Source organism: Streptomyces sp. NPDC057099, from assembly GCF_042671245.1.
Taxonomy (GTDB): domain Bacteria; phylum Actinomycetota; class Actinomycetes; order Streptomycetales; family Streptomycetaceae; genus Streptomyces; species Streptomyces purpurascens.
Map to the genome: position 1 here is coordinate 39,212 of NZ_JBHUTX010000052.1, position 19,462 is coordinate 58,673.

The 19,462-nt window shown below is 73.0% G+C and carries 17 protein-coding genes; 11 read left to right on the forward strand and 6 right to left on the reverse strand.

Features of this window, described 5'->3' with window-relative positions; genetic code table 11:
• The first annotated feature begins 6 nt into the window (after nucleotides 1–6).
• Genes ACFT4A_RS36470 through ACFT4A_RS36490 form a run of 5 tightly spaced genes read left to right on the forward strand, consistent with a single transcriptional unit; the run spans nucleotide 7 to nucleotide 4,229 of the window.
• A complete protein-coding gene (locus tag ACFT4A_RS36470) occupies nucleotides 7–1,350 on the forward strand; it encodes an L-fuconate dehydratase (protein ID WP_382839278.1) in 1,344 nt (447 codons plus the stop codon).
• Nucleotides 1,347–2,102, forward strand: coding sequence for an SDR family NAD(P)-dependent oxidoreductase (locus ACFT4A_RS36475; protein ID WP_382839281.1), 756 nt, complete (start codon nucleotides 1,347–1,349; stop codon nucleotides 2,100–2,102). The genes ACFT4A_RS36470 and ACFT4A_RS36475 overlap by 4 nt, the downstream gene beginning before the upstream one ends.
• Nucleotides 2,099–3,085 (forward strand): aldo/keto reductase, encoded by a 987-nt coding sequence (locus ACFT4A_RS36480; RefSeq protein ID WP_382839284.1) that lies wholly within the window; start codon nucleotides 2,099–2,101, stop codon nucleotides 3,083–3,085. The genes ACFT4A_RS36475 and ACFT4A_RS36480 overlap by 4 nt, the downstream gene beginning before the upstream one ends.
• Nucleotides 3,082–3,399, forward strand: a complete 318-nt coding sequence (locus ACFT4A_RS36485; protein ID WP_382839286.1) for an L-rhamnose mutarotase — start codon at nucleotides 3,082–3,084, stop codon at nucleotides 3,397–3,399. Before ACFT4A_RS36480 ends, ACFT4A_RS36485 begins: the two co-directional genes overlap by 4 nt.
• A complete protein-coding gene (locus ACFT4A_RS36490; protein ID WP_382839288.1) occupies nucleotides 3,396–4,229 on the forward strand; it encodes an amidohydrolase family protein in 834 nt (277 codons plus the stop codon). The genes ACFT4A_RS36485 and ACFT4A_RS36490 overlap by 4 nt, the downstream gene beginning before the upstream one ends.
• On the opposite strand, the gene ACFT4A_RS36495 is transcribed toward ACFT4A_RS36490, so the two are convergent.
• Entirely contained in the window at nucleotides 4,217–5,638 is a 1,422-nt protein-coding gene (locus tag ACFT4A_RS36495; protein ID WP_382839290.1) for a lipase maturation factor family protein, read from the reverse strand. The genes ACFT4A_RS36490 and ACFT4A_RS36495 overlap by 13 nt on opposite strands.
• A gap of 132 nt (nucleotides 5,639–5,770) precedes the next feature.
• On the opposite strand from ACFT4A_RS36495, the gene ACFT4A_RS36500 reads away from it, so the two are divergent.
• The 3 genes from ACFT4A_RS36500 to ACFT4A_RS36510 all read left to right on the forward strand — a co-directional run bounded on the left by ACFT4A_RS36500 (nucleotide 5,771) and on the right by ACFT4A_RS36510 (nucleotide 9,918).
• Entirely contained in the window at nucleotides 5,771–6,868 is a 1,098-nt protein-coding gene (locus tag ACFT4A_RS36500; protein WP_382839293.1) for a DUF6777 domain-containing protein, read from the forward strand.
• Between the two features lie 76 nt (nucleotides 6,869–6,944).
• Nucleotides 6,945–9,032, forward strand: a complete 2,088-nt coding sequence (locus ACFT4A_RS36505; protein ID WP_382839296.1) for a SpoIIE family protein phosphatase — start codon at nucleotides 6,945–6,947, stop codon at nucleotides 9,030–9,032.
• 22 nt (nucleotides 9,033–9,054) lie between these two features.
• Nucleotides 9,055–9,918 carry an Fpg/Nei family DNA glycosylase gene (locus ACFT4A_RS36510; RefSeq protein WP_382839299.1) on the forward strand — a complete coding sequence of 288 codons (864 nt, stop codon included), beginning with the start codon at nucleotides 9,055–9,057 and terminating at the stop codon, nucleotides 9,916–9,918.
• 7 nt (nucleotides 9,919–9,925) lie between these two features.
• Here the strand turns inward: ACFT4A_RS36510 and ACFT4A_RS36515 are convergent, their stop codons facing one another.
• The 4 genes from ACFT4A_RS36515 to ACFT4A_RS36530 form a co-directional block, all read right to left on the reverse strand.
• Complete coding sequence (locus ACFT4A_RS36515) at nucleotides 9,926–11,107, reverse strand: PP2C family protein-serine/threonine phosphatase (protein ID WP_382839301.1); 1,182 nt, start codon at nucleotides 11,105–11,107, stop codon at nucleotides 9,926–9,928.
• A 116-nt stretch (nucleotides 11,108–11,223) separates the two neighbouring features.
• Complete coding sequence (locus tag ACFT4A_RS36520) at nucleotides 11,224–11,883, reverse strand: zf-HC2 domain-containing protein (protein WP_382839304.1); 660 nt, start codon at nucleotides 11,881–11,883, stop codon at nucleotides 11,224–11,226.
• A 151-nt stretch (nucleotides 11,884–12,034) separates the two neighbouring features.
• Nucleotides 12,035–12,547 carry a hypothetical protein gene (locus tag ACFT4A_RS36525; RefSeq protein WP_382839307.1) on the reverse strand — a complete coding sequence of 171 codons (513 nt, stop codon included), beginning with the start codon at nucleotides 12,545–12,547 and terminating at the stop codon, nucleotides 12,035–12,037.
• Nucleotides 12,548–12,698: 151 nt separating this feature from the next.
• A complete protein-coding gene (locus ACFT4A_RS36530) occupies nucleotides 12,699–13,244 on the reverse strand; it encodes a sigma-70 family RNA polymerase sigma factor (protein WP_193477437.1) in 546 nt (181 codons plus the stop codon).
• A gap of 223 nt (nucleotides 13,245–13,467) precedes the next feature.
• On the opposite strand from ACFT4A_RS36530, the gene ACFT4A_RS36535 reads away from it, so the two are divergent.
• Nucleotides 13,468–14,625, forward strand: coding sequence for a CapA family protein (locus ACFT4A_RS36535; RefSeq protein WP_382839310.1), 1,158 nt, complete (start codon nucleotides 13,468–13,470; stop codon nucleotides 14,623–14,625).
• A 152-nt stretch (nucleotides 14,626–14,777) separates the two neighbouring features.
• Here ACFT4A_RS36535 and ACFT4A_RS36540 read toward each other — a convergent pair whose 3' ends face one another.
• Nucleotides 14,778–15,239: a universal stress protein gene (locus ACFT4A_RS36540; RefSeq protein ID WP_382839313.1), complete on the reverse strand. Its 462-nt coding sequence runs from the start codon at nucleotides 15,237–15,239 to the stop codon at nucleotides 14,778–14,780.
• A gap of 89 nt (nucleotides 15,240–15,328) precedes the next feature.
• Here ACFT4A_RS36540 and lysX point away from each other — a divergent pair, with 89 nt between their 5' ends.
• Complete coding sequence (lysX, locus tag ACFT4A_RS36545) at nucleotides 15,329–18,619, forward strand: bifunctional lysylphosphatidylglycerol synthetase/lysine--tRNA ligase LysX (protein WP_382839316.1); 3,291 nt, start codon at nucleotides 15,329–15,331, stop codon at nucleotides 18,617–18,619.
• Between the two features lie 89 nt (nucleotides 18,620–18,708).
• The coding region (locus tag ACFT4A_RS36550; RefSeq protein ID WP_382839319.1) for a polysaccharide deacetylase family protein at nucleotides 18,709–19,462 on the forward strand (754 nt) is incomplete at its 3' end.

Here is a 19,462-nt window from a genome sequence, read left to right on the forward strand (position 1 = left end):
CCCTCCGTGTCCCCGACGCCCGCCCGCATCACCGCGGTCGACACCCACGACATCCGCTTCCCCACCTCGCGCGAGCTCGACGGCTCCGACGCGATGAACCCGGACCCCGACTACTCGGCGGCCTACGTCGTCCTGCGCACGGACGCGGCCGACGGGCACGAGGGGCATGGATTCGCCTTCACCATCGGGCGGGGCAACGAGGTGCAGGTCGCCGCGATCGACGCGCTGCGCGGACACCTGATCGGCCGCTCGGCCGACGACCTGTGCGCCGACCCGTCCATCCTGAACCGCGACCTGATCGGCGACAGCCAGCTGCGCTGGCTCGGGCCCGAGAAGGGCGTGATGCACATGGCGATCGGCGCGGTCGTCAACGCCGTGTGGGACCTGGCCGCCAAGCGTGCCGGCCTGCCGCTGTGGCGGCTGCTCGCCGAGGCCGAGCCCGCATGGCTGGTGCGCCAGATCGACTTCCGCTACCTCACCGACGCCCTCACCCCGGAGGAGGCCCTGACCCTGCTGCGCCGGGGCCGGGAGGGCGCCGAGGAGCGCACGGCCCGGCTGCTGGAGCGCGGCTACCCCGCCTACACCACCTCACCCGGCTGGCTCGGCTACGACGACGAGAAACTCACCCGGCTCGCGGCCCGGGCCGTCGCCGACGGTTTCCGGCAGATCAAGCTCAAGGTCGGCGCCGACCTCGAGGACGACATCCGCCGCTGCCGCGTCGCCCGGTCCGTCATCGGCCCGGACATCCGGATGGCCGTCGACGCCAACCAGCGCTGGGACGTCGACGAGGCGATCCGCTGGACCAAGGCCCTCGCCGAGTTCGACCCGTACTGGATCGAGGAGCCCACCAGCCCCGACGACATCCTGGGCCACGCGGCGGTCCGCCGGGCCGTCGCCCCCGTGAAGGTCGCCACCGGCGAGCACGTGCACAACCGGATCGTCTTCAAGCAGCTCCTCCAGGCCGGTGCGCTCGACGTCGTCCAGATCGACGCGGCCCGCGTCGGCGGCGTCCCCGAGAACCTCGCGATCCTGCTGCTCGCGGCCAAGTTCGGCGTGCCGGTCTGCCCGCACGCGGGCGGCGTCGGCCTGTGCGAACTCGTCCAGCACCTGTCGATGTTCGACTACGTGGCCCTGTCCGGCACCACCGAGGACCGCGTCATCGAATACGTCGACCATCTGCACGACCACTTCCTCGACCCGGTGGTGATCCGCGAGGCTCACTACACGGCACCCACAGCGCCGGGCTTCTCGGCCGCCATGCGGCCCGAGTCCCTGGCGCGATTCACCTACCCGGGCGGCGAGTTCTGGGCCGCCGACCTCGACGAGCGGAAGAAGGGTCAGGCCGTATGAGCGACTTCGAGGGCATCAAAGCCCTGGTGACGGGCGGCGCCTCCGGCATCGGCCGGGCCACCGCCGACCTGCTGGCCGAGCGCGGCGCCCGGGTCGCCGTCCTCGACCTGGACCCGTCGCCGATCGACAAGCCGCTGCTCGCCTACCGCGCGGACGTCACCGACGACGCCTCCGTGCGCGAGGCCGTGGCGGCCGCGGTCGCCGACCTCGGCGGGCTGGACGTCCTGGTCAACAACGCGGGCATCGGCGCCCAGGGCACCGTCGAGGACAATCCCGACGACGAATGGCACCGCGTCTACGACGTCAACGTCCTCGGCATGGTCCGCACCGCCCGTGCCTGCCTGCCCCACCTGCGCGCCTCCGCGCACGCCGCGATCGTCAACACCTGCTCCATCGCCGCCACCGCGGGCCTGCCGCAGCGTGCCCTGTACAGCGCCACCAAGGGTGCCGTGTACTCACTCACCCTCGCCATGGCCGCCGACCACGTCCGTGAGGGAATCCGCGTCAACTGCGTCAACCCGGGCACGGTCGACACGCCCTGGGTCGGCCGCCTCCTCGACGCCGCGCCCGAACCGGCCGCCGAACGCGCCGCCCTGGAGGCCCGCCAGCCCACCGGCCGTCTGGTCTCGCCGTCCGAGGTCGCGGGCGCCATCGCCTACCTGGCCGGCCCCCTCTCCGGCGCCACCACGGGCACCGCCCTCGCCGTCGACGGCGGCATGCAGGGCCTGCGGCTGCGCCCGGTGGCCCGGTGAACCGGCTCGGCGGCAGCGGCGTCGAGGTCAGCGCCCTGTCCTTCGGCGCCGCCGCGATCGCCAACCTGTACTCCGAAGTCGGCGAGGCGCAGGCGCACGACGCCCTGGAGGCCGCCTGGCAGCGGGGCATCCGCTACTTCGACACCGCCCCCCACTACGGCCTCGGCCTCTCCGAACGCCGCCTCGGCGCCGCCCTGCGCGACCGCCCCCGAGGCCAGTACACGATCTCCACCAAGGTGGGCCGCCGCCTGGAGCCCTCCGACGGCACCGGCGACGACCTGGCCCACGGGTTCGCCGTACCCGCCACCCACCGCCGCGTGTGGGACTTCAGCGCCGACGGCGTACGACGCACTCTGGAGGCCAGTCTGGTACGGCTCGGCCTCGACCGCGTCGACGTCGTCTACCTCCACGACCCCGACGAGCACGCCGAAGAGGCCTTCCGGGAGGGCTATCCCGCCCTGGAGAAGCTCCGCGCCGAGGGCGTGGTCGGCGCGATCGGCGCCGGAATGAACCAGGCGGAGATGCTCACCCGCTTCGTCCGCGACACCGACGTGGACGTGGTGCTGTGCGCCGGCCGCTACACCCTGCTCGACCAGAGCGCCCTCGCCGACCTGCTGCCCGCGGCCCGGGAACGCGGCACGTCCGTCGTCATCGGCGGCGCCTTCAACTCCGGCCTGCTGGCGAACCCGCGGCCGGGCGCGACGTACAACTACACCGTCGCCCCCTCCGAGCTGGTCGAACGTGCCCTGCGGCTGAAGTCCGTCGCCGACCGCCACGGCACCACGCTGCGCGCCGCCGCCCTGGCCTTCTGCGCCGCCCATCCGGCCGTCGCCAGCGTCCTCGTCGGGGCGCGCTCGGCGCACGAGGTCCGCGACTGCGCCCACCAGTTCGCCGCGCGTGTGCCCGGTGCGTTCTGGCACGACCTGCGCGCCGAGGGACTGCTGCCCGCCGACGCCCCCGTACCCACCGAGGAGCCGTCATGAGAGTCGCCCTGCACACCAAGGTCCGCGCCGACCGCGTCGCCGCGTACGAGGCCGCCCACCGCGAGGTCCCGGAGGAACTCACCGACGCCATCCGGGCCGCCGGCACCACCTCCTGGACGATCTGGCGCAGCGGCACCGACCTGTTCCACGTCCTGGAGTGCGAGGACTACGCCCGTCTGCTCGCCGAACTGGAGAAGCTCCCGGTCAACGTCGCCTGGCAGGCCCGCATGGCCGAGCTGCTGGACGTCGTGCACGACTACTCCGGCGAGGGCGCCGACGCCGGCCTGCCGGTCGTCTGGGAGCTGCCGTCATGACCGTCGTCGACGCCCACCACCATGTGTGGGACCTGTCCGTACGGGACCAGGACTGGATCACCGGGCCCGAACTCGCGCCCCTGCGCCGCGACTTCACGATGAAGGACCTCGAACCCGAGGCGAGGGCGGCCGGAGTGGGCCGTACGGTGCTGGTCCAGACCGTCACCGTGCCCGAGGAGACCCCGGAGTTCCTGGCCCTGGCCGACGAGCACGACCTGATCGCGGGCGTCGTCGGCTGGACCGACCTCACCCGCCCCGACGTCGCCGAGGAACTCGCCCGGCTGCGGGAACTCCCCGGCGGCCGCCACCTCAAGGGCATCCGCCACCAGGTCCAGGGCGAACCCGACCCGGAATGGCTGCTGCGCCCGGACGTACGCCGGGGACTGGCCGCCGTCGCCGACGCCGGGCTGGTCTACGACCTCGTGGTGCTGCCCCATCAGCTCCCGGCCTGCGCGCGGGCCGCCGCGGACCTGCCCGGCCTCACCTTCGTCCTCGACCACCTGGGCAAGCCGCCCGTCGCCTCCGGCGGCCTCGAACCCTGGGCCTCCGGCCTGCGCGCCCTCGCCGCCCTGCCCAACACGGTCGCCAAGCTGTCCGGCCTGCTCACCGAGGCCGACCTCGCCTCCTGGACCGTCGAGGACCTGCGCCCGTACGCCGACCTGGCCCTGGAGGCCTTCGGGCCGGGCCGGCTGATGTACGGCTCGGACTGGCCGGTCTCCACCCTGGCGGCGACGTACGGCGAGACCCTGGACGTCACCCGCCGGCTGATCGACCCGCACGACCACACGCAGATCCTCGCGACCACCGCCACCCGCGTCTACGACCTCTGAGCCGTCTCCGCCAGCCGCGTCGGCGGCAGGTACTCCCGTACATACGTCCGCTCCCAGCACGCGCCCGTCTCCCGCAGCTCGCGCCACGTCGTGTAGCGGTAGCGGAACAGGCGGGCGCGCACGTACCGCGGCGGCTCGTCCGGCGGGAACGGTGAGCGGCGCAGCAGCTTCAGCGTGGCCCGGTCGTTCTCCAGCAGCCGCTCCACCAGCGTGCCGAACCAGGAACCGGCGTAGGCGGGGGAGAGGGCCGCGAACCACATCATCCAGTCCAGCCGCAGATGGTAGGGCGCGAACTGGCGCGGCCAGCGCCGGGGATCGCCCGGCTTGCCCTTGAACTCGTACTCCCGCCACTCAGAGTCCTCGCGCGGCACGTCGTCCGCGGTGCCCTCGACCACCACCTCGTAGCGGACCCGGCTCACGCTGCCGAACGCCCCGTAGGTGTTGACCAGATGGACCGGGTCGAAGGAGCGGTTCATCACCTGGCGGCGGGAGAGCATGTTGCGGACCGGCTGATGGCTGAGGCCCACGAGCAGCGCGGCCACCGCCAGCACCACGACCACGTACCAGAGCGGGGCATCGGGCACATCAGGCGGATCGGCTGGGAACCGTACCGCCGACACGGCCAGCACGATCGTGATCCAGTTCAGCCAGGAGAAGTTGCCCGACAGCACCAGCCACAGCTGGGTGGCGATCATCAGCGCGGCGGCGGCCGTCGCGATGGGCTGCGGGGTGAACAGCAGGAACGGCACCACGAGTTGGGTGACATGGTTCGCGGCCACCTCGACCCGGTGCACAGGCCTGGGCAGATGGTGGAAGAACCAGCTCAGCGGGCCCGGCATCGGCTGGGTCTCGTGATGGTGGTCCAGGCACGTCAGCTTCCGCCAGCATGCGTCGCCGCGCATCTTGATGAGCCCCGCGCCGAACTCCACCCGGAACAGGATCCACCGCAGCAGGAACAGCACGACGACCGGCGGCGCCACCTCGTCGTTGCCGAGGAACACGGCGAGGAAGCCGACCTCCAGCAGCAGCGACTCCCAGCCGAACGAGTACCAGGTCTGCCCGACGTTCACGATCGACAGGTACAGCACCCACGGCACCAGCCACAGCAGCATGCCGCCCCACAGCGGCAGCAGCGAGTCGAGTCCGGCCAGCAGCGCCGCCGACACCGCGCAGCCCGCCCAGGCGCAGAGCGCGAAGAAGCGGTCCGAGTAGTGCAGCTGGAACAGGCTCGGCGCCCGCTTGAACGGCACCCGCTCGACGAACTCCGGCACCGGCAGCATCCCGCGCCGCCCGATCAGCGCGCGGAACTGGAGCGCGGCCGTCAGGAACGCCACCAGGTACACGGCGGCCAGTGCCCGCTGGAAGACCAGCCGGCTCAGCCAGTACTCGGATGCGGTGAACCAGTCCACGGCCGTGCGCTCCTCCCGATGCCGTGCCGGACCCCAGTGTCACGCTCCGTGCGGCGTCGCTCCGGTTGCGTAACCCAAGTGAGTGAAGCAAACAATAGTGACGAATGGCCGGAAACGAGGCAGGAGGACTGGGTGCGGACACACACCGGGACCTTCGTCATGGTCTGTGTGCTCTCGACGGTGCTCCTCCTCTCGGGCTGCGGCACCGACAGCGAGGGCGACGGCGACGGTGACGGCGCGGACGCCGGCGCTGAGCTCTTCCTCCAGCCGGCCGCGGCCCGGGGGCCCGACCCCTTCACGGACTCCACCGCCCTCACGACGGCTACCCCGTCCCCCGCCCCGCGAACGCCGGGGGCGTCCGGCCCGGCCGGCGCGGCCCAGGTCTCGGTCGGCCCGCGCTCGCTCTCCGGCGGGACCCCCGGCCTGTACGGCGGCATCGAGCGGACCGGCAGCTGCGACATCGCGCGGCAGATCGGCCATCTCACCCGCGACCGGGCCAGGATCCGCGCCTTCGCCCGGGTCGCGGGCGTCTCCCCGGCCTCCGTCCCCGACCACGTGCGCCGGCTGACCCCGGTGGTGCTGCGCGCCGACACCCGCGTCACCAACCACGGCTTCCGGGCCGGACGGGCGGGCGGCTACCAGTCCGTCCTTCAGGCGGGCACCGCCGTCCTGGTCGACGACCGGGGCGTGCCGCGCGTCCGCTGCGCCTGCGGCAACCCGCTGCGTCCGCCGGTGGCGACGCCGGGCACGCCACGCGGCCGGGGCACCCCCTGGCCCGGCTACCGGCCCGGCCGGGTGATCGTCGTGACCCCGTCCCCGCAGGTGATCACCGACTTCACGATCATCGACGTCGCCTCCCGCACCTGGATCGTACGGCCGACCGGCCACGACGTACGCCACGACCGGACCCTGCCGCCACCGCTCTGGGCGCGGCGGTCCGCGACGTCCCCCACGCCTTCGCCCCTCTCCCCGGGTGTGGGCAGTGCGGCTCCCCGGGACGAAGGCAGCCCGGCAGTCGTGGCTTCACCGCCGGGCGACGCGTCCGTACCACCGCCCGACGCGACCGAGCCGCTTCCCGACACGGCCGACCCACTCCCGGAAGAGGCCGGCCCGGCTCCCGGCGAACCGGCTCCGGCAGACCCCGGCGCCTCCGACGAGGTCGGCCCCGACACCGTGCCGGACAGCCCCGACGTGCCCGACGGAGCCGGTCTGATCCCCGATGGCGACTGACGAGCGGTCCGGTCCGGTGGCCCGTACGCCCGGCACATCGGTCGAAGAATCGGATGATTCCTGGCAAGGTAGGCGCATGGCTGACCGGGGAGGGAGCTCCCTGTCACTCCCGGACGACTGGCCCGCCCACCCGGATCCGATCCTCGCGCTCAACCGGATGGGCAGTTTCGACTGGGATCTGGACACCGGCCTGATGCAGATGGACGCCCAGGCCCACGACGTCTTCGACGTGCGTCCCGACGAGTACGACGACCACCCCCAGACGCTCGCCAAGCGGGTCCCGCCCGGCGAGGCCCGGCGCCTGGACACCGTGGTCTCCCGGGCCCTGAAGGACGGCAGCGAGAACTACGGCGCCTACTTCCGCATGCGCCGCCGCGACGGCACCCTGCGCTGGACCCACACCCAGGGCTACATCCGGCGCGACGACACCGGACGGCCCCGCCGCATCATCGGCATCGTCCGGGACGCCACCCAGGAACTCGGCGAGAGCGAGGCCCGCCTCGACCAGGCCGCCCGGGACGAGGCCCGCCGGGAGCAGACCAGCGTCGTCGCCCTCACCACGGCCGCCCTCGCCCACGCCCGCACCGTCCAGGACGTCATCGACGTCCTGAAGGACACCCACGGCCTCATCCACCTGGGCGCCACCAGCCTGGTCATGGGCCTGGTCGAGGCCGGGCGCATCCGCCTGGTCGCCGAGGGGCCCTCGGACAGCTTCGTGCCCGGCACCCGCGTCACCCGGATCGACGAGCCCTACCCGATGAGCGAAGCCGTGCGGACCCTCGGCCCCTGCTTCATCGAATCGCCGGAGGAGTTCGCCGAGCGCTACCCGATCCTGTGGCCGCACATCACCGACCTGAACATCACCTCGGCCGCCTATCTGCCGCTCATCGTCCAGGCCCAGCCCATCGGCGCGATGGGCCTGCTCTACAGCGACCGGCACGGCTTCACACCCGAGGAGCGCAACATCCTCGTCGCCCTCGGCAGCAGCATCGCGCAGAGCCTGCAGCGGGCCATGTTCTACGAGCAGGAGATGGACCTCGCACAGGGCCTCCAGCAGGCCATGCTGCCCCGGACCATCCCGAGCGTGCCCGGGGCCGACGTCGCCGTCCGCTACCGCGCCGCCAGCTCCGGCGGCTCCGTCGGCCGGGACATCGGCGGCGACTGGTACGACCTCATCCCGCTGCCCGGCGGCCGGGTCGGCGCCGTCATCGGCGACGTCCAGGGCCACGACACGCACGCGGCCGCCGTCATGGGCCAGCTGCGCATCGTGCTGCGCGCCTACGCCGCCGAGGGGCACACCCCGGCCACCGTCATGGCCCGCGCCTCCGTCTTCCTGCACGAACTCGACACCGACCGCTCCGCGACCTGCCTCTACGCCGAGGCCGACCTGTCCACGGGCGTGGTCCAGGTGGTCCGGGCCGGCCACCTCGACCCGCTCGTACGCCAGGCCGACGGCTCCTGCCGCCGTGTCACCGTCCCGGGTGGTCTGCCGCTCGGCCTGTCCGCCGAGTTCGGCCGCCTCGACTACCCGGTGGGCACCGTGGAGCTCGACCCCGGCGACACCCTGCTGCTGTGCACCGACGGCCTGGTGGAGCAGCCCGGCGCCGACCTCGACGACGGCATGCGCACCCTCACCGCGCTCGTCGCCACCGGCCCCGACGACGTCCGCGACCTCGCCGACCGGCTCATCGACGTGGCCGCCGAGCGCTGCGGCGACGACGACGTGGCGCTGCTCCTGCTGCGCCGGCGCGGCCCCGACGGCCCGCAGGCCGGCCGCCGGCTCCAGCGGCACGTGGCCCCCGGCGACCCGGCGGCCCTGGCCGAGGCCCGGCACATGATCCGCACCGCGGTCGGCGTCTGGGGCGCCCGGGACCGCGCCGACGAGATCGAACTGGTCGCCGACGAGCTGATCACCAACGCCCTGATGCACACCGAGGGCTCCGCGATCGTCACCCTGCGGGCCCTCACCGGCTCCGGACCCCGGCTGCGCGTCGAGGTCGAGGACTCCTCCAGCGCCCTGCCGCGCCGCCGCGAGGCGGGCGAGTCGGGCGTCTCCGGACGGGGCCTGCTGCTGGTGGACCTGCTCACCGACGCGTGGGGCGTGGAGGCACGCGGCGGCGGCAAGGCCGTGTGGTGCGAGTTCCAGGTGCCCGACCGGGACTGACCCCGCGTGGCACTCTGGACTCATGCCGGAACTCCCCGAGGTCGAGGCGCTCAAGGACTTCCTGGCCGAGCACCTCGTCGGCCACGAGATCGTCCGGGTGCTGCCCGTCGCGATCAGCGTCCTGAAGACGTACGACCCGCCCCTGTCCGCGCTGGAGGGGCACGAGGTCGCCGCCGTACGCCGGTACGGCAAGTTCCTCGACGTCGCGACCGCGGACGGCCCGCACTTCGTGACGCACCTGGCCCGCGCGGGCTGGCTGCACTGGAAGGACCGCCTGCCCGACGGCCCGCCCCGCCCCGGCAAGGGACCCCTCGCGCTGCGCGTGGCCCTGGAGACCGGCTCCGGCTTCGACCTGACCGAGGCCGGCACCCAGAAGCGGCTCGCCGTGTACGTCGTGGGGGACCCGCAGGAGGTCCCGGGCGTCGCCCGGCTCGGCCCGGACCCCCTCGCCGACGACTTCGACGAGCGGCGCTTCGCGGAACTCCTGGCCGGTGAACGGCGGCAGCTCAAGGGCGCGTTGCGCGACCAGAGCCTGCTCGCGGGCGTGGGCAACGCCTACAGCGACGAGATCCTGCACGCGGCGAGGATGTCGCCCTTCAAACTGGCCGCGTCCCTGAGCGCGGAGGAGACCCGTCGGCTGTACGAGGCCCTGCGCGACACGCTCACCGGGGCGGTCGAACGCTCCCGGGGCGTGGCGGCCGGGCGGCTGAAGGCCGAGAAGAAGAGCGGCCTGCGCGTCCACGGCCGCACCGGCGAGGCCTGCCCGGTGTGCGGCGACACCGTGCGGGAGGTGTCCTTCAGCGACTCCTCGCTCCAGTACTGCCCGACCTGCCAGACGGGCGGCAAACCGCTGGCCGACCGCAGGATGTCCCGGCTGCTGAAGTGAGGCACCGTCACCGGGACGGGGGCGACCACTCGAACATGAGGATGGTCGCGTCGTCCCGCAGCCGGCTGCCGGACGAGTCGAGGATGGAGTGGATGAGCCGCCGCAGCGTCTCGGACGCCAGCTCGCCCGCGGCCGTCGCCCGGATGATGTAGTCGGCGAACTGCTCGAGACCGAACTCCGCGCCGTCGACGGCCCGGGCCTCGGTGACCCCGTCGCTGTACATCAGGACCCGGTCGCCGGGCTTCAGAGCGATCTCGTGCGTCCGCCGCTTCAGCCCGGCCAGCCGGGACGGCAGCCCCATCGGCGGTTCCGGCTCGCGCCGCATGGCGTCGACGTCCGGCCGTCTGTCCCGGATGAGCAGCGGGGTGGGATGCCCGCAGTTGCACCACCGCAGCACCCCGGAGGCCAGGTCCAGCTGGGCCAGGACCCCCGTGCAGAACTGGTCGGGGAGCCACTGCGCCAGCGCGTCGTCCACGCTCTGTACCAGATCGGGCAGGTCCGCCCCGGCCCGCCGGGCATTGCGGCTCGCGGCCAGGGACACGGCCGTGGTGAGCCCGGAGGCCAGATTGTGTCCCATGGCGTCGAGGACCGTGGCGTGCAGGGCCGTCTCGGTGAGGGAGTGGTCGAAGGCGTCGCCGCCGAGCTCGTAGGCCGGCTCCAGCACGGCCGTGGACACGACGTGCGCGGTGCCGATCGTGCGCGGCGGCAGGAAGGCCCGCAGCATCTCGGCGGGCAGAAGCATCGGTCTGGTGCGCGTACGCCGGACGAAGGAGTCCTGGTACGCCCGGGCGGAGGTGATCATCATGGCGAGGAGCGTGGCGAGGGCCTTGCCGCGGCGCAGCACGGCCGGGGTCAGCGAGGCGGAGTGCACGGCGAGGACGCCGAGGCGTTCCGCGCCGTCCACGAGGGGGATCCAGGCCGTCATGCCGCCCGAGTCGGACTCCTCCACGCGCAGGGACTGGGTGCGGTAGGTCCAGCCGGCGAGCGAGTCGTCGACGGGCAGGGGCGAGGCCACGTCGGTGAGCGGAACGAGCCGGCGCTGCTGGATGTCGGCGAGGTACACCGCGGAGTGCTGGAGCCCCAGGGCCTCGGTGCAGCGGGTCACCGCGGTGGTCAGGTCCAGCGCCCTGTTCCCCGGATCGGCGAGATACTCCTCCAGGCGGCCGTCGCCGACCTCTGACGCCGCCACCTCGTCTCCCCTCGTCGGGACCGCGGACACCCGGCTGCCTCCCGGGTGCGCCAACCAGCAGTCTCACACCGGGCCACGCGGGATGCCCGGCGACAGGGGCGGACGGACGACAGCCGCTAGCTCGGCTGAAGCTTCACGAGGACCTCCCCGGACGCCGAGCGGACCTCGTAGCGGGCGGTCTCTTCCGGGTGCTTGGACGAGCTGGCCATCATCGTGTTGGGCTGGGTGTCGTGCCCGGGGCCGTGCCAGCTGGTCGCGGTCTCCTCGGTGCCGTCGCGGCCGACGATGACCAGGTGGCAGGGGCGGGGACCGGCCGCGTCCTTGACCTTCAGCTCGACCTGGCTGCCCGAGGCCTTGTCCTCGACCGTGACCTGCGCCCAGACGCCCGAGCGCGCGTCGGTCGCCGCGACCGTCACGGGCCCCGCCTCCTCGCCGCCGCTCTCGGCCATCATCGCGACGGCGGGTACGGACACCGCGAACACCACCGAGGCGGCCAGGGCGAACAGCAGGCGTCTGCGTCCGGCCCGGCGCTTCGTCGCCACCTCGGCCAGCAGCCGGTCCAGCATGCGCGGCCCGGGCTGCGCCATCGGATGCACGAACCGCGGTGTCGCCCGCCGGTACAGCATCAACTGCCGTGTCGTCACGCCGAATTCCGTCACCTCTGCAGCGCACCGAGGGCACTCCATGAGGTGGTCCTCGAAGCGGAATGCTTCCGCCTCGTCCAGCACGCCGAGCGCGTAGGCGCCGACGTCGCGATGCCTTTCCAGGGACCTCATGCCGAATCCTCGTGCCGTTGGGTGCGGGTGGGGTTACTCCTTGCTCCCACCGGTACGGACCAGGCGCCGGAATCACTCAAGCCGGTGACACAATCGCAACCTATGGATTCGGAGCCCTCCGCCCGGCGGATTGGTCCGAGGACGCAGAAATCTAAAAAAGATGGATCGCGAGGTGTCCCAACGGCAGTCCGAGCTGCCACGCGGGCGTCCAGACCTTCGGCCCCTCGTCCTCCCCGACCACCGGAGCACCGCCCGGCACCGCGTTCAGATCGGGCGCCAGCAGCTCCGTCTCCTGCAGCCAGCGCCAGGCCTCGTCCGCCAGGTCCAGGTCCGGCGCGGGCCGCTCCGACTCCGCCGCCACGACGGCCAGCTCGGCCAGCCGCTCACGCACCCACTCCTGCCACGGCTGGTCGTACGCGGTCAGTGACAGCCATGTCTCCAGCTGGGTGACGACCCGGATGCCGGACAGCTCCCCGTCGGTGTCCGAGAGGAAGATGGTCAGCGCCAGGGCGTCCCGCCCCGCCCGGAACTCGAAGGACGTCGGCGGCATCAGATCGCCGGTCCGCAGCAGCTCGTCGGCGATGTACTCGGCGTACAACCACGCCATGGGGACGGTCAGTTCACCGTCGGCACCGTCCGTGCTCTCTTCACCTCTGTGCAGCATCCCTTCCTGCCTCCTCCGGTACGTGCGCGTAGCCCGACACCGGGCCCCGGGGGCGCTGTCGGCCCTCTCCGGAACACGGATGAGAACAGCCGATTACTCAACCGGGGTGTTCAGCAAGGCGCTTTACGGAGGCTTGACCCGGCCATTGGTTTCAGCGCAGGTCGGCGGCGTATCCGGGAAGCACCCGTCGCAGGGCGCGCAGCGCGTAGTACGCGCGGGACTTCACGGTACCGGGCGGGATCCCGAGGGTCGCCGCGGCTTCCGCCACACTCGCCCCCTGGAAGTACACGAGCACCAGGACTTCACGGTGCTCCGGAGTGAGTGTCTTCACAGCCTGGCGGACGTCGAGCATCGCCGCGGCCCGCTCGGCGTGGTCGGAGATGACCCGCGCGTTCTCCAGCACCGCGTCGCCGACCTCGGCCGGACGGGCCTGCCGGGCCCGCCGGGCGTCGATCGCGAGCCGCCGCCCGACGGTCATCAGCCAGGGCCGTACGGACTCGAAGTCGTCGGCGCGCAGGGCCTCGGGGTGCTGCCAGGCGCGTACGAGCGTCTCCTGCACCAGGTCCTCCGCGCGCTGTCGGTCGCCGTCGCAGAGCCGGAGCAGGAGCGCGAAGAGGGGCCGGCCGTGCTCCCGCTGCAGTGCGGCGAGCTCGTGCTCGGCGGTCGTTCCGTTCGTGAGAGTGGATCCGGCCGTCATGGCCGTATGCCACAGCAGGGGGCGGCCGGGGGACAGGGCACGTACCCGCCCGTGCGGCGGACGGTCGATCGCGTCGACGAACGGTTCGACGAACGGTCACCGCGCCCGGACCGGTGTGTTCCGGACGGGCTAATGAGCGTGTCGGAGCCGCGTGGGGCGGTATGAGCCTTCTTTCCTGATGGTGCGTAAATACGACTACAACGCCCACAGTGGGGTGAATGGCATGATCGCACGCAGTCGGCAGATGGCCCTGGCCCTGACCGTCGTCCTCGCCGCGGGAGCGGCCTGCCAGGCGCACGGCAGCCACGAGTCGCGCGGGCCCGGACGTCCGGTACCCTCCGCCGCCGCGCCCCGCGGCTTCACGCTGGTCGCCTCCGGCGACGTCCTCCCGCACAGCTCGATCATCGACCGGGCCCGCTTCGACGCCGGCGGCACCGGCTACGACTTCCGGCCGATGCTCGCGGGGATCCGCTCCGTCGTCTCCCGCGCGGATGTGGCCCTGTGCCACATGGAGACCGTCTACGGCGAGAACGGCGCCTACACCGGCTACCCCGCCTTCAAGTCCCCGCCCGAGGTGGCCCAGGCCCTCGCCGCCACCGGCTACGACGGCTGCTCCACCGCCTCCAACCACACCCTGGACGACGGCGCCGACGGCATCCGGCGCACCCTCGACGCCCTCGACCGCGCGGGCGTACGGCACGCCGGCTCGGCACGCGCCGAGGCGGAGGCGCGCACGGTGACCGTGCTCCAGGCGGGCTCGGCGAAGATCGCCCACCTCGCCTACACCTACGACACCAACGGCATCCCGCTGCCGGCCGGACAGCCCTGGGCCGTGAACCTCATCGACGAGGGCACCGTCCTCGCGGACGCCCGGGCCGCGCGCCGGGCGGGCGCCGACGTGGTCGTCGTCTCCCTGCACTGGGGCACCGAGTGGCAGGACGCGCCCGACGAGCAGCAGCTGACCCTGTCCCGGAACCTCACCGCCGCGCGCAGCGGCGGACGCCCCGACATCGACCTGATCCTCGGCACCCACGCGCATGTCCCGCAGGCGTACGAGAAGGTCAACGGCACCTGGGTGATCTACGGCATGGGCGACCAGATCGCCGGCGAGATGACCAACCACCAGGGCGCCAAGGACCCGCGCGGCAACCAGTCCACCCTCGGCCGCTTCACCTTCGCCCCGCCCGCCCGGCCGGGCGGACGCTGGGAGGTGAAGAAGGCCGAGTTCGTCCCGCAGCTGTTCGACGTCGACGCCGGCCGGGTCGTGAACCTCAACCGCGCCATCGCCCAGGGCGCCGACGGCCAGGCCGTCCGCGACCGCATCCGGAACATCGTCCTCGGCAGGGGCGCGGCGAAGGACGGACTGGTGATGGGGGAGTAGGCCGCGAACACCGCGCCCCGGCGGCCGACTACGGCACAAGGCGCCCCCCGGCGGGCCAGCTACGGCACCAGGGCGCCCCCGGAGGGTCCGGCTGCGGCATTACGGCGCCCCCCGGCGGTCCGCCTGCGGCACCACGGCCCTCCCGGCAGGCCCTACGGCACCACCGTCACCGGCCACCGCCCGGCCTTCACCAGCCGCACGGCCACCGACCCGACGATCCGGTGGCCCGCCTGCTCGGACGCGCCCACGACCACGGCGTCCGCCTTGAGTTCGTCGGCCGCCTGCACCAGGCCGTTGTACGGGTCGCCGGGGAACGTGTGGAACTCCCAGCGGACCTCGAATATCCCCTTGAGCCGCTCGGCCGCGTCCCGGATCTGCGCGACCAGGTCCTCGGCGATCTCGTCGGTCGTCTCCGCCATCGGCGCCCCGAGCGCCACCCCCGCCGCCGGCACCGGCTGCACGTACACCACGGCGAGCAGCGCGTGCTGCCGCCGGGCCAGGCCGGAGGCGTAGGCCGCGGCCCGCAGGGAGGAGTCGGAGCCGTCCACTCCGACGAGGATCACCTTCGGCCCGTCCGTGCCCCGCTCGAACTGATGGGCGTGCTGTTCCGTCACGCCGCGAGGCTATCGGAGCCCCCCACCGCGGCCCTCGGCCGGGAGCGCTCGACGGGCGAGAAGAGGCGGGTGTTCCTAGAGTCGAAAGCATGAGTGCCATCGCGGACGCCGGGACGGCCGAGAAGGACACCGGGGGCCCGATACGCCGGCCCCGCGGCCGGGGCCACGGCCTCCTGGGCCGGGTACCCGAAGGCTTCGCCGTCTTCTTCGGCGTCCTCGGCCTGCTCTGCGCCCTGCTGGCGCTCATCCCGCCGCTGCGCACCGGACTGCGCCCGCTCGTCCGCTTCCTGGACCTGCTGCTCGTCCCCGTCAGCGCCAACCTCGCCTACGCGGTCTTCCTGTTCCTGCTCGCCGCCGCGACCGGCGCCCGCAAGAAGATCGCCTGGTGGCTGGTCGTCGTCTACCTGGGCCTGCTGGTCCTGTCCGACATCGTCGGCATGGCCGTCGGCCAGTTCGCCGAGTCCGTCCCGTCCTTCGTGGTGTGCGGCCTCGCCCTGGCCCTGCTGATCGTCGCCCGCGGGGAGTTCTACGCCGCCTCCCGCCGCGCCGCCGTACGCCGCGCCCTCGCCGTCCTGGTGGCCGGTCTTGTCGTGGCGATCCTGGCCGGCTGGGCCCTGGTGGCGGCCTTCCCCGGCACCCTGCCCGGCAGCCAGCGCCTGGCCTGGGCCGCGAACCGGGTCCTGGGCGGCCTGGTGCCCGCGGGCAGCTTCGACGGCCGCCCGCCGCACGCCCTGTACTTCCTGCTCGGCCTGTTCGGCGCGCTCGCCCTGCTGAACGCCGCCGCCACCCTCTTCCGCTCCCAGCGTCTGGAAGCCGCCCTGCACGACGACGAGGAGGCCCGCATCCGCGCCCTCCTCGGCCGCTACGGCGACCAGGACTCCCTCGGCTACTTCGCCACCCGCCGCGACAAGGCCGTGGTCTTCTCACCCAGCGGCAAGGCCGCCGTCACCTACCGCGTCGAGGCCGGGGTCTGCCTGGCCAGCGGCGACCCGGTCGGCGACCGGGAGGCCTGGCCGCACGCGATCGCCGTCTGGCAGGACGTGGCCCGCCGCTACGCCTGGATACCGGCCGTGATGGGCGCCTCCGAAGAGGGCGCCAGGGCCTTCGTGCGCGCCGGGCTCGGCGCGCTCCAGCTCGGCGACGAGGCGATCCTGCACGTCCTCGACTTCGACCTCGACGGCCGCGACATGCGCGTCACCCGCCAGGCCGTCAACCGCGTCCGCCGCTCCGGCGCCGGCTGCCGTGTCCGCCGCCACTCCACCCTGAGCGAGGAGGAGATGCGGCAGATCGTCGAACGGGCCGACGCCTGGCGCGACACCGAGACCGAACGCGGCTTCTCCATGGCCCTGGACCGGCTCGGCGACCCGGCCGACGGAGACTGCCTCCTCGTCGAGGCCCACGACAAGGACGGCAGGCTCCTCGCGATCCAGTCCTTCGTGCCCTGGGGCAAGGACGGCGTCTCCCTGGACCTGATGCGCCGTGACCGCACCGCCCCCAACGGCGTCATGGAGTTCATGGTCGCCGAACTGTGCCACGCCGCCCCGAAACTCGGCGTGCGCAAGGTCTCGCTGAACTTCGCCGTGTTCCGCTCCGTGTTCGAGGAGGGCGCCCGCATCGGCGCCGGACCGGTGCTCCGCCTCTGGCGCCGCCTGCTGCTGTTCTTCTCCAAGTGGTGGCAACTGGAGGCCCTGTACCGGTCCAACGCCAAGTACCGCCCCGAGTGGTACCCCCGCTTCCTCTGCTACGCGGAGGCCGCCTCCCTCGCCAAGGTCGGTCTCGCCTCCGGCATCGCCGAGGGCTTCGTCTCCGTACCGTCGATGCGCAAGTTGTGGGGAAGAGGGCACCCGAAGGGCGGACAGCGGCCCGTCACCACGGAGGGGCTGCCGTCTTTGGCGGCGCTCGGCCTCGCCGGAGGGGACGGGACCGAGCCCGCCGACCCTCTCTCCGGCCTGTCCGACCAGGTCCGGGTCCGGCACGGCAAGCTCGACCGGCTGCGCGCCGCCGGCACCGACCCCTACCCGGTGGGCATCCCGGCCCGCACCCACACCCTCGCCGAGGTCGCGAAGGGCGATCAGGTCACCGTCGCCGGCCGGATCATGCTGGTCCGCGACTTCGGCGGCATCGTCTTCGTCGTACTGCGCGACTGGTCGGGCGACCATCAGCTCGCCCTCACCCGCGACCGCTCCGGCGACGCCCTCGACCGCTTCACCGCCGACACCGACATCGGCGACCACATCACCGCCACCGGCCGGGCGGGCGTCAGCGACCGGGGCGAGCCGACCGTGTTCGTCACCGAGTGGCAGCTCACCGGCAAGTGCCTGCGCCCCCTGCCCGACAAACGCCGAGGTCTCGCCGACCCCGAGGCCAAGGTCCGCCGCCGCTATCTCGACCTGGTCGCGAGCCCCGACGCCCGCGAGGTGATCCGCGCCCGCTCCACCGCCGTCCAGGCCCTGCGCCAGGGCCTGCTGGAACGCGGCTACCTCGAGGTCGAGACGCCGATGCTCCAGCAGATCCACGGCGGCGCCAACGCCCGCCCCTTCACCACCCACATCAACGCCTACGACCTCGACCTGTATCTGCGCATCGCCCCCGAGCTGTACCTCAAGCGGCTCTGCGTCGGCGGCATGGAGAGGGTCTTCGAACTGGGCCGCACCTTCCGCAACGAGGGCGTTTCCTACAAGCACAACCCCGAGTTCACGATGCTGGAGGCCTACCAGGCCTTCGCCGACTACGACGTGATGCTCGACCTCGTCCGCGAACTCGTCCAGGGCGCCGCGACCGCCGCCTTCGGCGCCCCCGTGGCCCACAAGGACGGCAAGGAGTACGACATCTCCGGGCAGTGGCCCGTCAAGACCGTCCACGGCGCCATCAGCGAGGCCCTCGGCGAGGAGATCCACTCCGGCACCGACCTGCCCGAGCTGCTCCGGCTCTGCGACCGCGTCGGCGTGCCGTACACCGCCGACGACGGCCCCGGCGACGTCGTCCTGGAGATGTACGAGCGGCTCGTCGAGGAGAAGACCCAGCTGCCCACCTTCTACAAGGACTTCCCGACCGACGTCTCCCCGCTCACCCGGCAGCACCGCACCGACCCGCGCCTCGCCGAACGCTGGGACCTCGTCGCCTTCGGCACCGAACTGGGCACCGCCTACTCCGAGCTGACCGACCCCGTCGAGCAGCGCCGCCGCCTCACCGCCCAGTCCCTGCTCGCCGCCGGCGGCGACCCCGAGGCGATGGAACTCGACGAGGACTTCCTCGACGCCCTCGAATACGCCATGCCGCCCACCGGCGGCCTCGGTATCGGCGTCGACCGGCTGGTCATGTTCCTCACCGGCCTGACGATCCGGGAGACCCTGCCGTTCCCCCTGGTGCGCCGCCGCTGACCCGTCTGCGTGAGCCGTCCGGGTGAAACCGCGCCGCCGCACCGGTGTTGCTCAGGTGCGCCGGTCTCCCGCCGGGCGACTCATGAGTCATGAAGAAGGATCAGTTGCTCACCCGTCGCCGGGTGTTGCTCGCCGGCACCGGCGCCGCGGGCGCCGCCGCCACTGCCGGTGTGTTCGCGGGGATCACCGGGGGCGACCCCGCCGGGACCGTCCCGGCCGCCGGGCCCCAGGCCCGCCGCCCGCTCAGCTCCTCCGCGTACCGGCTCCAGCCCCTGACCGGATACGGCCCGCCGTATGCCGCGCCCCGCCGGACCCTGGTACGCCGCGCACCGCTGCTGCGCTTCTCCGGACGCGGCCGCCACATGGTGCTGACCTTCGACGACGGACCCGACCCCCGCTACACCCCGGCGGTCCTGGACACCCTCGCCAAGTACGACGTGCGCGCGATGTTCTTCGTGTGCGGCGGGATGGCCGCCGACAACAGGGAACTGCTGGCCCGGATGGCCGAAGAGGGCCATGCCGTCGGGAACCACACCTGGTCCCACCCGCTGCTCACGCGCCTCACCCACGGGGAGATCCGCGCCGAGATGGAACGCACCTGCGACGTCATCGAGGACGCCTACGGCGAGCGCCCCGAGTGGTTCCGGGCCCCCTACGGCGCCTGGAACCGCACCACGTTCCGGCTCGGCGCCGAACTCGGCATGGAACCTCTCGCCTGGACGGTCGACACCCTCGACTGGACCACCCCCGGCACCCGGTCCATCATCCGCCGGGTGGAGAACGGCGCCGCCCCCGGCGTCGTGGTGCTCTCCCACGACGCCGGGGGCGACCGCTCGCAGAGTG